This is a genomic window from Rothia mucilaginosa (assembly GCF_901875305.1).
Classification (GTDB): domain Bacteria; phylum Actinomycetota; class Actinomycetes; order Actinomycetales; family Micrococcaceae; genus Rothia.
Window position 1 is genome coordinate 96362 of sequence record NZ_CABFLY010000003.1, and the last position, 13191, is coordinate 109552.

A 13191-nucleotide genomic window follows, 5' to 3' on the forward strand; every position below is an offset into this window, starting at 1 on the left:
ACGCCCCTGCCTGAATGGGGTAGCCGAGTCAGAAAGGCACAGCATGCAGACTAAGCCCTCAATTATCGCCGTCGATATGGATGGCACCTTCCTCACCGACTCCAAAACTTTCGACACTGAACGCTTCTCGCGCATCCTGCCTCGCCTGCACGCGCTGGGAATTCACTTCGTCGTGGCTAGCGGCAACACCCATCCCAAGCTGCAGGATTACATGCGCGGCTTCGAGAATCAGGGCCTTATCTACATTGCAGAGAACGGCGCGTACCTCGCCGATGACAGCGGCCAGCTGGCAGTTCACCCCTTCCTTGCTGAAGATGTTCCGCGCATTATTGAAATCGTTCAGGGGCTAGAGCAGATTGGCCTACTAGTCTGTACCACTGAGGGTATTTACCTGCCGAAGGATCGTTGCGATCAGATTGTGCATATGATTCGCGGCTATTTCGAAGACACGGGTCAGAGCATCCCTGAAACCCTCACTCTGGAGGACTTTGCCGCGTTTTTCTTCCCCGGTGCGGTCATGATTGATTCCATCGAGAACTTTGAGGGCGTCCCCATTAAATTCCCACTACTGACCCCTCCGAAGCAGACTCAGCAGATTAGCGCATACCTGCGCGAGGCTCTTCCGCAGACCGTCACCCCGATGGTCAGCGGTTTCGGTGCTATCGATTTGGTGCGTACCGGTGTGAACAAGGCGACCGGTCTGAAGGACCTGTGCAAGCGTCTGAACGCTGACCCGGCGGGCATTCTTGCATTCGGCGATGGCGAGAACGATATGGAGATGCTCCGCTACGCAGGTTGGGGCGTTGCCATGGCTAACGCTCCGGAGGCTGTTCGAAACGCGGCTGATGAGGTAATCGGCACAAACGAGGAGCAGGCCGTCCTGGCCTATCTGGAAAACCTACTGGATAAACTGGATGCGCATGATGCCTCCTAACGCCTCGCACCGGCCTCTTATCAATCGAAAGGCGGCGAATGATTGTGCACCCCCGCTTGATGCGAGCCGGGCCAAATCGGCGCCGTGCTTAGAACGAACAGAAGCGTGAGCCAAACAACCGTCGGCTAGAATTAAACGCGTTAGTACTTATCTATCTAAGGAGAGAACGATGGCGGGAAATCCGCTTATTAATTCAATGACGAAGAAGCAGGGGCAGGGCGATCCTCGCTTCGGCCGCTTCGGGGCGGGGGGCCAGGCCCAGCAGGGTCAGCAGGTATATGGCCAGGCTCAGTATGGCCAGCAGGCCTATGGTCAGGCTCAGTATGGCCAGCAGGCATACGGCCAGCCTCAGTACGGCCAGCAGGCATACGACCAGCCGCAGTATACCGACTACAGCGCCCCGACTTATTCCGAGCCGACCTACTCTGAGCCGATTCCGGCCGGTCAGCGTCTGACCATGAACGATGTGCTGGTCAAGACCGCCATTAACCTGGGTCTGGTTGTAGTGGGTGCTGTGGTCGCGTGGTACGTGCCTATGCTGATGCTCCTGGGCCTGCTGGGTGGTTTGGTGCTGGGTCTCGTGAACTCCTTCAAGCAGAAGGTTTCCCCGATCTTGGTCATGGCCTACGCACTTATGGAAGGTATGATGCTGGGTGGCCTGTCTGCCCTCGTCAACCTGCGTTACCCGGGTACCGCTATCCAGGCGGTTCTGGCGACCATCGTGGTTGCGGGTGTGACCCTGGCTCTCTTCGCCAATGGCAAGATTCGCACCACCCCCAAGCTGAATAAGATCTTCATGATTGGTGCGCTCAGCTACCTGGGATACGGCCTGGTGTCTATGCTGACCGCGGGTATCTTCGGTTTCTCGTTGAACAGCATGAGCATCGGTGGCATCCCGCTGGGTCTGCCGATTGCCCTGATTGCGGTCGCAATGGCAACCTACTCGCTGCTGATTGACTACACCACGACCGCTGAGGCCGTGGACGCGGGTCTGCCGCAGAGCGAGTCCTGGCGCCTGGCGTTTGGCCTGACCGCATCGCTGGTGTGGCTGTACGTTGAGATTCTGCGCGTTCTGATGTACCTGGCAAGCATCTTCAGCGACGACTAAAAATTCGTACAAAGCGGCGGTACCGTGTGGTGCCGCCGCTTTCGCGGCTTTGACGGGGTTACACCCCACGAATACCGGCTCGCTCAGCAACCACGGCGGGCTCGAGAAAGAGAGACAGCGTGAAACTTATACCGAGTGCCAAAGAACGTCGGGCGGGGGAGAGCTACAGGGTCCCCTTTGCTGTAGACGTGGCTGGTGCATGGTCCTGGCGCCTCATTGTGATTGCGGGTGCGGGATGGGTCGTGTGGAAGGGCCTGGGACATGTTTCCCTGCTGGTTATCGCGATGATGGTGGCCATGCTCCTAGCGGCTCTGTTGAGCCCGACCGTCATGCTCCTACGGAAGAAGGGTATGCGCGCTGGCGGTGCGGCTGCTATCGCTGAGCTGGGCCTGTTGCTACTCCTCGCCGTAATTATTTCGCTGACTGGTCAGCAGTTGGTGCGCGGCTTTGCCACGATGGCCAACAAGGCGGTGCAGGGCTATCAGCAGCTCGTGGACTGGCTAAAGAGCCTCGGGTACGATTTGGGAGCTGACCAGCTGAATCAGCTCCTGCACCAGATTGAGAACACCTTTAAGGACAATCCGAACACCGTGCTGAACGGCGTATCTCGGGTTGGTTCGACCGCGGCTGATGTTGCGACCGGTGTGCTCCTGACCCTGTTCACGTTGCTTTTCTTTTTGATGGAGGGCGAGCGCATCTGGCTGTTCGTCGTTGGTCTCTTCCCCAAGGATGCGCGCGAGGCCGTGAACGGTGCGGGCCGTGCAGGCTGGAAGTCCCTGGGCGCGTACGTTCGCGTGCAGATTCTGGTGGCTGCGATTGACGCCATTGGTATCGGCCTGGGTGCCGCCATCTTGGGCGTACCCCTGGCGCTTCCGTTGGGCGTGCTGGTGTTCCTGGGGTCCTTTATCCCGGTGATTGGTGCGCTGTTCTCTGGTGCCGTGGCGGTGCTTCTGGCGCTTGTGGCTCTGGGGCCGGTGCAGGCGCTGATTATGCTGGGTATCGTGCTGCTGGTGCAGCAGGTGGAGTCGCATATTCTGCAGCCGCTCATCATGGGTAAGGCCGTGTCTCTGCACCCGTTGGCCGTGATTTTCTCGGTGGCCGGTGGCTCCATGATTTTCGGCGCGGTGGGCGCTTTGTTTGCGGTACCGACGCTGGCTGTGGTGAACTCTGTGGTTCGTTATCTGGCAGGTCGTGGCTGGGAGCACGATCCTAACCTGCGTGATGAGGAGTTCCTCTTCCCGCACGAGGTGGCTCGTCGCGAGCAGGCGGATGAGAAGGCTCAGGAAAGGCAGAAGAGCGATAAGAAGTTGGCCTCCCGTGCACCGGGCCAGCAGGACGAGTCTGAGAAACGGGCTTCTGAGACCTCGGAATCATCTGAGGGGTAGGGGCCGGTACCGGGCGGGAGGCGCCGGCACGGAATCACGGGGCGTCCTCGCCCTCCTCGTAACGCACCGCTGACTCGTTTTCGGCGGTATTGCCGGTTGAGATGCTGCCTCCGTAGGCATCTCGTTAGGGGGCTACTCGTGACCGGGTAGCCCCCTTTGCTGTGCCTATCCTCTAGAATGGGATGAGCAATACATCACCGCCTCGCGCCCGCGGGGCAATGCACCGTCAGAATGGAAAACCTGTGAGCGTAGATCTCGACTCCCTGCCCGTGACCATCACCGATATTGAACGTGCCGCAGAGCTGCTCGAAGGCGTTATTGAACGCACCCCCGTCGCTCATTCACGTGCGCTGAGCCAGCGCCTGGGTTCCGAGGTGTTCTTCAAGTGTGAGAACCTGCAGCGCGCCGGTTCTTTCAAGGTTCGTGGCGCATACGTGCGCATGGCGAAGCTCTCCGAGGAGGAGAAGAAGCGCGGCGTGGTGGCTGCGAGTGCGGGTAACCACGCGCAGGGTGTGGCGTTGGCGGCTGACCGTCTGGGTATTAAGGCTCGTATTTACATGCCGTTGGGTGCGGCGTTGCCGAAGATTACTGCAACTCGCGATCATGGTGCTGAGGTTGAGCTGTACGGTGTGACCGTGGATGAGGCTCTGGCGGAGGCGAAACGTTACGCCGAAGAGACCGGCGCGGTGTTCGTGCACCCCTTTGACAATGAAGACATTATTGCGGGCCAGGGCACGATTGGCCTGGAGATTCTAGAGCAGGTTCCGGATGTTGACACCGTGATTGTGGGTGTTGGCGGCGGCGGCCTGCTGGCGGGTTTGTCCGCGGCGATTCGTGCGAAGGAGCAGCAGCTCGGCAAGAAGATTAAGATTATCGGCGTGCAGGCGGAGCACGCTGCGGCCTACCCACTCTCGCTGGCGGCCGATGCGCTGGTGCCGCTGAAGAAGGTTTCCACCATCGCTGACGGTATTGCGGTCGGTCGCCCCGGTCAGATGCCTTTCTCCATCATCAAGGAGCTGGTGGATGACGTGGCGACCGTGAGCGAGGACGATATCGCCCGCGCTCTGATCTTCCTGATGGAACGCAACAAGCTCGTGGTGGAGCCTGCCGGTTCGGTGCCCGTGGCGGCGCTGATGAACGGCAAGCTGAAGGAAGAGTACGGTGACCTGGGCACGGTCGTGTGTGTGCTTTCGGGCGGCAATATTGACCCTATGCTGATGCTGAAGGTGATTCAGCGTGGTCTGTCTGCTGCCGGTCGTTACATGACCATCAAGATGATGCTCTCTGACCGTCCGGGTGAGCTGGCGACCATCTCGCGCATCATTGCTGAGAACGATGCGAACGTGACCGGTGTGGATCACACCCGCGTGGGCGGTTCGCTCTCCATGGGGGACGTGTCCATCACCATCGACATGGAAACCAAAGGCGTGGAGCACTGCCGCCAGGTTATTTCTGCCCTGGAGGATGAGGGCTTCAAGCCGATTATCGTATACTAAGCCGACCCTTCATTTTGTGGGTCGCCGCTCGCGCGTGAACCTGTGCGGGGGTGGAATACATAAAAAGTGCGGGGTGCCGATTCTGAAGAATCGGCACCCCGCACTTTTAGCGTGTTGGCACAGAGTCCCTGAGCCCTGACCTCCGCAGCCCTGACCTCCGCAAATCTGTGGGCCTCGACTTAGGCGTGGTAGGGGGTCACGGAGACAATCTTGGCGCTCAGCTCCTTGCCGTTCGGTGCCTCGTAGGTGACGGTGTCACCCTGCTTGGCGCCCAGGATGGCGGCACCCAGCGGGGACTTCTCCGAGAAGACCTTCAAATCGGTGCCTGCGGGGAGGGTGTCCTCAATCTCGCGGGAACCGAGCAGGAACTTCAGGTGGCGGCCCGCCACCTCGGCCTCGATGACCATGCCCAGGGCTACAACGCCATCGTCGACGGGGGCGTCGCCAATCTGTGCGGTCTCCAGCAGGTGCTTGAGCTGCTTGATGCGTGCCTCGTTCTTGGCCTGCTCGTCGCGGGCAGCGTGGTAGCCGCCGTTCTCGCGGAGGTCACCCTCGTCGCGTGCCTGAGCGATGCGGTCGACGATTTCCTGACGGTACGGGCCGGAGAGGTACTCCAGTTCCTGAGTGAGACGGTCGAAGGCGTCCTGAGTGAGCCATGCACCGGTGTTGTCAGCCATGCGTATCCTTTGCTTGTGCGCCGGCGTTGCCGGTGCGAAACGAATAAACCCGCTACCGTGTGCCGCGTTCAGATGCGCGGGTGGGTACCGGTAACGGAATGAATCAACAGACCTATTTTAGAGCACCGGAGGATTTTCGGCTGGTAGCTCGGTCGAATCTTCCCCTCTGAGCGCACCTTGAGATGCATCCTCGACGGTGTGTGGGGCGGTGACTGAAAGCCGGGGCGAGTGGTGGCTACTGAAGGTTCGGGATCCCTCCATATACCTCATAGACACTCCCCGGATGTGACGTTACGTTTCACGATGTCACACGGCGTCATCTACACTAGTGAACCTTCCCTTCCCCCGGGTATCATACGAGAAGTTACCCGGGTCAAGCGGTGTTTTCGTACCGCTTTCGCCGTGGCCTCGGAGACTCCCCGGAAGGCACCGACGCATCCAGCCCCAACCCACCACCCGCCGCGCCGTCAGGCACTAATCCAAAGGACACCACCGTGAGTGAAGCAATCGAACTGCTGAAGGCGAATCTGCCGGCTCATCCTCCCGTCGAGGCTATTAAGCCGCTGGAGGAGGATTACACCGGTCTGCGCATCCTGGCCGTGCACGCGCACCCGGATGACGAGTCCTCCAAGGGCGCCGGTACCGCATCCGCGTATATTGCCCGTGGTGCGCGTTTCATGGTTGCGACGATGACCGGCGGTGAGCGCGGTGACATTCTGAATGAGGAGATCGCTAACAGCCCGCGTGCGCATCGTGATCTGCCGGGCTTGCGCCGTGCCGAGATGGCGGCGGCCCGCGACATTATGGGCATTGAGCACCGCTGGATTGGTTTCTTTGACTCGGGTCTACCCGAGGGCGACCCTATGCCGCCTTTACCCTTTGGTAGCTTCGGCACCATGCCCCTGGACCGTGCCGCAGCTCCGCTCGTGCGTTTGGTACGCGAGTATCGTCCCCACATCATCATCAGCTACGACGAGATTGGCGGCTACCCGCACCCCGACCACATCATGAGCCACAAGGTGGCCGTTGAAGCCTTTGAGAAGGCGGGCGACCCCGAAGCATATGTGGGGGAGGGCGAGCCCTGGACTCCGCAGAAACTGTACTATGACCGCGCGTTCAACCCTGAGCGCACCCTGGCCCTGCACGAGCATCTGCTCGCTACGCACGGTGAGAGCCTGCTGAGCGGCTGGGTTGAGAACATTGCGCACCGTGCAACTTCGGGGGATGCTCCTCGCCATGAGACCACGACCCGCATCCTGGTTCCCGAGCACTTCGAGCAGCGTGACCGAGCTCTGCGGGCACACGCTTCGCAGGTGGACCCGAATGGCGTGTTCTTCGCGGTGCCTAACGAGCAGCTGAGGGATCTTTGGCCGTGGGAGGATTACACTCTGGCTGCTTCACGCACCAAGGTGGAGCTGCCCGAATCTAGCCTGGCTGAGGGTCTGAGCGACTACTACGTCATCTAGGGCTCTCTACGATTCTTCTCCACCGTTCTCGGCTCCGCCCCGGTACTTACTGATAGCGGGGTCTGGGGCCTTCGTGTGAGCACCTGCTTGGGCCCTGAGCATCGACTGCTCAAACTTTGAGTTGATTCTCAGCCCGTCCGTACTCGAAGGGCGCCCCGCGGTATATATCCGGGGCGTAGAATTAGAGCTTGGGCTCTCAAACCGCAGAGCCCGTGATGCATCCGTTCCGACAGCCGAATGAGGTACGAGCCATGAGCGCCAATGCCCTGCCCGTGATTACTGTGCACGGTCATGCCAGCAACCCCGGTACTGTCACGGAGCTGACCGTCTACGAGCGGGCCTTGGAGCGCTCGCTGAGCCCTCAAGCCCTGCCCGCCCACATTGGAGTGTTGGTGGACGGCAACCGCCGTTGGGCGGCTCAGCGCGGCCTGAGCACCCGTGAGGGGCATGCGGCCGGTGCGGAGCGGATTATTGATTTTCTGGCCTGGTGTACCGAGCTGTCGATTCCGCAGGTGAGCCTGTACATGCTCTCGATTGAGAATCTCAAGCGTCCCGAGCAGGAGTTGACCGGCCTGGTGGCGGTCATCGATAACTTCTTGGGGCGACTGGTGGACTCTGCCCGAGGTCCGGTGCGAGCCATTGGCAATATTGACCTGATTCCCCGTCAGCTACATGAGCGCCTGGACTGGGCGATTGCACAGACGGCGCATTTGCCTGGTGTGCGCGTGAATATTGCGGTGGGGTACGGTGGCCGCCAGGAGATTGTGGATGCGGTCCGTTCGGTTCTGCGTGAGGCCGCAGTGAAGGGTACCTCCCTCGAGGACTTGGCGGATCTGCTGAACGTTGAGGATATTTCTTCCCACCTGTACACCGCCGATATGCCCGACCCGGACCTGCTGATTCGTACCTCGGGTGAGCAGCGTCTGTCCGGTTTTATGACCTGGCAGAGCGCGTATTCCGAGTTCTATTTCTGCCCCGCCTTATGGCCGGATTTCACGCGTGTTGATTTTCTGCGTGCCCTGCGGGACTACGCGAACCGTTCCCGCCGCTTCGGCTCCTAGAAGCTAGGGGCTAGCGCCGCGGGCGCGTGTTTCTCGGCTGGCTGGTTCCTGACTGGTAGCCTCCAGTAGTACGGCCTCTAGCAATACAGAATGGACGTTCTATGCTCGCTGAGCTTTCCCGCCTCTACAACGCAGGCGGTGCCTCCGTTATTGCCGCTCTGGTGCTCGGCAGCTACCTGCTGTATTTTTTGTGGTGTGCCCTGCGGCTGTGGCGTATTGATGTGCGGGAGCACCGGCTGCCGCACCGCATCCTGATTCCTTTGGCTATTGCCACGTATACGGCGCTGCCGGTGTCTTTGCTTTTTGCCGGTCGCCCCGCCGATATTTGGCGCGTGATCGGTGCCGGTCTGGCGCTGTGGTTCTGCTACGGGCTTCTGCGTATTCTGTCTTTTGGCGCGCTGGGCCGCGGGGACGTGAAGCTTGCCGGCATTCTGGGTGGTGTGCTCGGGTACCTGTCTTGGGCGAACCTGGGCTGGGCATCGCTGGTGACGTTCCTTGCCGGTGGTCTGGTGTCTTTGGCCCTGGTGCTGTTTACGAAGGCGCGCGGTAGCACCCGCATTGCCTTCGGCCCGTTTATGCTTCTGGGTGCGCTGGTGGCGTTGGCTGCTCCGGCGTATTCTCTGTGGTAGATTCCGAAGTAGGGCGACCGTCCGGCTAAGTGGCGGGCTCGTTCTTCGTGCGGCTCGCGGCTGTTCGCTCTGCTCTCTAGCACCTATTTCCCAGCTGAACTGCTGGGGCTTTTGAAAGGTTGATGTTATGCCTACTCCTCCCTATATCCGTAAGTTGCGTGAGCGGATTGGTTCGGATTACCTGTGGCTGTCCGGTGCGACGGCTGTGGTGTACCGTGAGCAGGATTCTAAGGTGCTGCTGGTGCGCCGTAGCGATAACGGGGCGTGGACCCCGATCACGGGCATTGTGGACCCGGGAGAGAGCCCCGCACTGACCTGCCTGCGTGAGGCGCAGGAGGAGGCTAACGTGCAGATTGAGGTGCTGGAACTGGCGCAGGTGAAGGCCGACCCGCCGATGCAGTTCGGTAATGGTGACCGCTGCCAGTTCTTGGATCATACGTTCCTGTGCCGCTGGGTTTCTGGTGAGGCGAAGGTGAACGATGAGGAGTCTTCGCAGGTGCGTTGGGTGGATGTGTCTGACCCGGCGGAGCGTGCGTTGCTTTCTGAGCGGATGCTGGACCGTATTGATGCGGCGCTGAACTATGACGGCCACTGCCGTTTTGGTTTGGAGTCGGTGCCGCCGGAAGAGTACTAGACCGGCTACTGAGACTGAACAGAAGCCGCCGAATGAGGCATGTAGATACAGAAGGAGGGGCGACCCGCCGTCATGGCGAGTCGCCCCTCCCAGCATTTTTATGACAGTGTGTTACATGTTATTGGGTGGTTCTTCCTGTTTTTCTGTGGGATTGAAGAGCTAAAATCCCAAGTTTTGCTGTGGCTTTGCCTTGTTTATGTCTTTTTTACTTTAAGTTGTGCCTGTGTGTCGAATTATGAGTGGTGTACATGAGATGCTTTATGTATGACACAGGTTACATCGGGAGTGGTGGCCCCATATCAGTCACCCGAGAAAATTCGTTCACGTGATGTTCAGATGACTGCAGTTGCTTTCCTTGAGACTCGAACAATTCTTGTCTCTGGAACCCTGGAAACCAGTGACCGGGCGGTCATGGTTACCTATGATTTGCCTTCAGAAGGTGAGTGGACCTTCATTAAGGTAGAGACAAACCTGTCTAATCAATCTTGGAGCAGCTGGATTATGAGCGTAGACGATGACGGTGAATTTGTGGAGGATTCTGCTCGTCCGGCTATCTCGCAACAGTTCTCACAGGTCGTCTATAGCGCTGATCATCGGAGGTTGGGATTTTTTGATGGTGAGGTTCGACCGGGAGAGGCAGTCCTGAAGCAGTTTACCGTTCGAGCTCCGTCGCGTCGGTTTTACATGAGTCACGGACGTAGGCATCGCCCTCAGGGAACCCCTGTTGATGAGATTTTCTCTGAAATTCTAGAGGGGTACACTCTGGATTCTTCTTACGAAATTTTTGTTCCAGTTGAAATTCGCTATTAGTAAAATGCCTACCTATCTTGTAATAGGTAGGCATTTTAGGAGGTAAGTATGGGAAACTATAAAAATTACTTTTTTGTGCCACCTGGATATTTGTTGGATAGCCCCAGGGGGAGGCAGGAAATTTTGAAAAATGTAGTTGATTTGCATGAGATGCCCTCATTTCATGACTATATCGATTCTGAAGGTTATTTGGATGTGGTTATAGTCGGGGGAGGTTTGTCTGGAATCAATCTTGCCTCATCTATCTTTCATGTTGATGGATTAAAGTATGTAATTATTGATCCACATAAAAGGTTGGGCGACAAATTTTTGTCCATGTGTAATTCAATTGGTCAAAATGTAATGAGGTCTCCATATGAACATCATCCAGGTTGCCAATTTGTTCACGATTGTGAACTAGTGGATTTTGCTCGGATTAAATATAGTTTCCTTACTGAGACGGAAAGGGAACAAGTTAAAATGTCAATCATGGGGCATCGGTCTATAGTTCCTATGGATGTTTTTGAAGGGTTCATGCATCATGTGATTGAATTGCATGAACTCGAAAAAAGGCACATTGAGGATGAAGTGAAAAATATTTCCAAGATGGGTGGATATTATACTGTTTCGCTTAAATCTGGAATTATGCTTAAATCTCGAAATGTTGTTTTTTGCACTGGTCAAGAATCTATTGAAGTACCAGATGGGTATAGTACCCCCTGGGACTTGAATACTCTTCAGGAGGCAAGGCCAGGAGATAAGTTTGCGGTATTTGGAGGTGGGCAAACAGCTGCTACTTTGACTTATGCGCTCTTGAAATTAGGTGCTAACGTTGATTTATATCATAGAGGCGAGTCTATTACTTTTCGTTGCGCAGATGTTCCTGCTGAGTTTTTCAGGCCTGAAGGGCGAGAAAAATACAGAAAAAGTTCATCTTTAGGATTTAAAAAATCTTCAGTTATGCATGAGTATTTAGATATATTTAATGCTTATAGGACTAAAGGATTCCTAAATATTTATCCAATGGCTCAGCTGAAAGACCGTTCTATCTATGTAGATGGAATTAGGGTTGATGGTGAAGGGATGGGTTATAAAAAAATTATTCTCTGTTTTGGTTTGGTGCCGAAGAGTTTTCGTTGCCTTATTGATGAGAGTATAGATATCTGGGATGTGGACTATTGGTGTGCTATTCATGATGGATTGTATGTGTTGGGGGCCGGGGCTGAGGCTGCGTTGGGTCCTGCGGCTAAGAATATTGATGGGCATAGAGTTGGTGTGATTAGAATTTTGGATTCTATTACAAGGAAGGGCGAAAAACTAAAATGAAATATTCTGATTTAGTTAAGAGTTTGCCTGATGACTATCCAGGTATTTCTCAATGTGAAATTGTTATGATGTCTTTGGGAAATGAAGTTTTGTATGCTTCTCTTCAAGATTCATTAGGGTCCTGCAGGGGTGCAATGTGTTTGGGGGAGCATATTTTAAGAGGCGAAATTCTATCTCATAGGAATTGGCCTGTATGTAAGGAGGTGGAGGATACTGTCAATATTGTCTCTAGTAAAGTTCAGATTCCTAGGACAACATTTCATTATTCTGCCTATAAATCTTTAAGGCATGCCATTTTCTGTGAACTAGGATCATCGTGTTCATCACAATTGTTAGCAGCTATTTTGATGCGTGCTGGGAAGAGGAAAGCATGACAACACATAAAATACCCTGGAGAATCTACGTAGCCCTTATCGGCTCTCTGGTAGGTACAGGAATATATTCCTTCGCCCTACCCATCGCGATTCTCGCTAGTACAGGCGAAATTGGGTTGGCTGGCGTGATGGCAGTAGCCATGCAAATCCCCAATATCGCCTTGGCATATCCACTAGCAACCCTATCTGATAGTCTGCCTCGAAAACCTATGATTGTGATTGCCGGGGCAGTAAACATCCTCAGCATCCTTACCTTGGCGTTGATGATTGAGCAGCATATGCTGTCATGGTTCGCCATCGCCGCACTAGGATTTGTGAGCGGTGTCTTCTCCGAGCTGGCTGCTGCCTCAGAAGCAGGATATATTCCGCAGCTTCTCGGACGAGAAAACCTTCTTTCGTACAATGCACGTCGTGAAATTTGTGAGGGAATATCCGCAATCATTGCGCCCCCTACAGCAGGATTTATTGTTCTTGTCGCGGGTGCAACGGTCGGTCTTATCGTCCCGGTGCTCCTTTTCGGAGCGGCAACTATTTCATACGCAACGTTGCCATCCGTAGAGATGGAAACTAAAACTGAGCAACGCGAAACCGTACAACATGGGTTTATTCACCGCATGTTTGACGGTATCCAATACATGTTCTCCGGCGCCCCGCAGAGACTTATCCTTGTCTACACGTTCTTCTTGGCGGCAGCTACAGCATCGTATTCACTCATCATTATTTACCGCCTGTACGAGGAACTCACTTTTGAAGCCTCAGTGGTAGGCATGATTATGGCCTGCAGCGGTATCGGCGGTATTGTCGCGGCACTCATCATCGATCGTTTCCTCTCTTTCGAGAACACACGAGGAATGCTGCTGGTCGCCAATGTCGTATCCCTGCTCGGAATACCGCTCGTCACCATCAGCAATAACCCCGTAGTGCTCGGCGCCCTGCTCTTCATCCTGGACGTAGGATGGGCATCAGCTTTCATCTTCTCCAACAATCTGCGTGACTGCATTACACCGAATGAGCTACTGGGGCGTGCCAGCTCCCTTGACGGTGCCGTGTTTGGGCTAGGAACGCTGTACTCCATGGGTGCGGTAGCACTGATGCTTGACCATCTCGGCTCCTTCAACGCTGCACTCGTCGTCAGTATCCCGGCTGTACTCTGCCTCATCTACACGCTGGTCCACTATAAACAGTTCAAAGTGTTCAATATTGTTGAACAATAGTGAGGACCTGCTGCCAACTCAATGACGGGGGGGCGAAGAACATACACAGAAGGAGGGGCGACCCGCCGTCATGGCGAGTCGCCCCTCCCCCTATGGTT

Annotated in this window: 12 protein-coding genes; 11 read left to right on the top strand and 1 reads right to left on the bottom strand. The window is 56.0% G+C overall.

What is annotated here, in order from left to right:
- The first annotated feature begins 43 nt into the window (after positions 1-43).
- From JX292_RS04565 to ilvA, 4 genes are all read left to right on the top strand, one after another.
- Positions 44-934 carry an HAD family hydrolase gene (locus JX292_RS04565; RefSeq protein ID WP_204861970.1) on the top strand — a complete coding sequence of 297 codons (891 nt, stop codon included), beginning with the start codon at positions 44-46 and terminating at the stop codon, positions 932-934.
- 169 nt (positions 935-1103) lie between these two features.
- Positions 1104-2042: a Bax inhibitor-1/YccA family protein gene (locus JX292_RS04570; protein ID WP_204861971.1), complete on the top strand. Its 939-nt coding sequence runs from the start codon at positions 1104-1106 to the stop codon at positions 2040-2042.
- A gap of 119 nt (positions 2043-2161) precedes the next feature.
- Complete coding sequence (locus JX292_RS04575) at positions 2162-3427, top strand: AI-2E family transporter (RefSeq protein WP_204861973.1); 1266 nt, start codon at positions 2162-2164, stop codon at positions 3425-3427.
- 218 nt (positions 3428-3645) lie between these two features.
- A complete protein-coding gene (gene ilvA, locus JX292_RS04580; RefSeq protein ID WP_204862338.1) occupies positions 3646-4923 on the top strand; it encodes a threonine ammonia-lyase in 1278 nt (425 codons plus the stop codon).
- A 179-nt stretch (positions 4924-5102) separates the two neighbouring features.
- Here the strand turns inward: ilvA and greA are convergent, their stop codons facing one another.
- On the bottom strand, positions 5103-5600 hold the full coding sequence (gene greA, locus JX292_RS04585; protein WP_204861975.1) for a transcription elongation factor GreA: 498 nt from the start codon (positions 5598-5600) through the stop codon (positions 5103-5105).
- A gap of 494 nt (positions 5601-6094) precedes the next feature.
- Between greA and mca the strand changes: the two genes are divergently transcribed.
- The 7 genes from mca to JX292_RS04620 all read left to right on the top strand — a co-directional run bounded on the left by mca (position 6095) and on the right by JX292_RS04620 (position 13093).
- On the top strand, positions 6095-7066 hold the full coding sequence (mca, locus tag JX292_RS04590; protein ID WP_204861985.1) for a mycothiol conjugate amidase Mca: 972 nt from the start codon (positions 6095-6097) through the stop codon (positions 7064-7066).
- Between the two features lie 251 nt (positions 7067-7317).
- Positions 7318-8127 carry a polyprenyl diphosphate synthase gene (uppS, locus tag JX292_RS04595; RefSeq protein WP_204861995.1) on the top strand — a complete coding sequence of 270 codons (810 nt, stop codon included), beginning with the start codon at positions 7318-7320 and terminating at the stop codon, positions 8125-8127.
- 101 nt (positions 8128-8228) lie between these two features.
- Complete coding sequence (locus JX292_RS04600; protein ID WP_204861998.1) at positions 8229-8756, top strand: prepilin peptidase; 528 nt, start codon at positions 8229-8231, stop codon at positions 8754-8756.
- Positions 8757-8883: 127 nt separating this feature from the next.
- Positions 8884-9390, top strand: a complete 507-nt coding sequence (locus JX292_RS04605) for an NUDIX hydrolase (protein ID WP_005506863.1) — start codon at positions 8884-8886, stop codon at positions 9388-9390.
- A gap of 336 nt (positions 9391-9726) precedes the next feature.
- A complete protein-coding gene (locus tag JX292_RS04610) occupies positions 9727-10200 on the top strand; it encodes a DUF6423 family protein (RefSeq protein ID WP_204861999.1) in 474 nt (157 codons plus the stop codon).
- A gap of 48 nt (positions 10201-10248) precedes the next feature.
- Positions 10249-11505, top strand: a complete 1257-nt coding sequence (locus JX292_RS04615) for an FAD-dependent oxidoreductase (RefSeq protein ID WP_204862000.1) — start codon at positions 10249-10251, stop codon at positions 11503-11505.
- A 316-nt stretch (positions 11506-11821) separates the two neighbouring features.
- Entirely contained in the window at positions 11822-13093 is a 1272-nt protein-coding gene (locus JX292_RS04620) for an MFS transporter (protein ID WP_239653637.1), read from the top strand.
- Positions 13094-13191 lie beyond the last annotated feature (98 nt).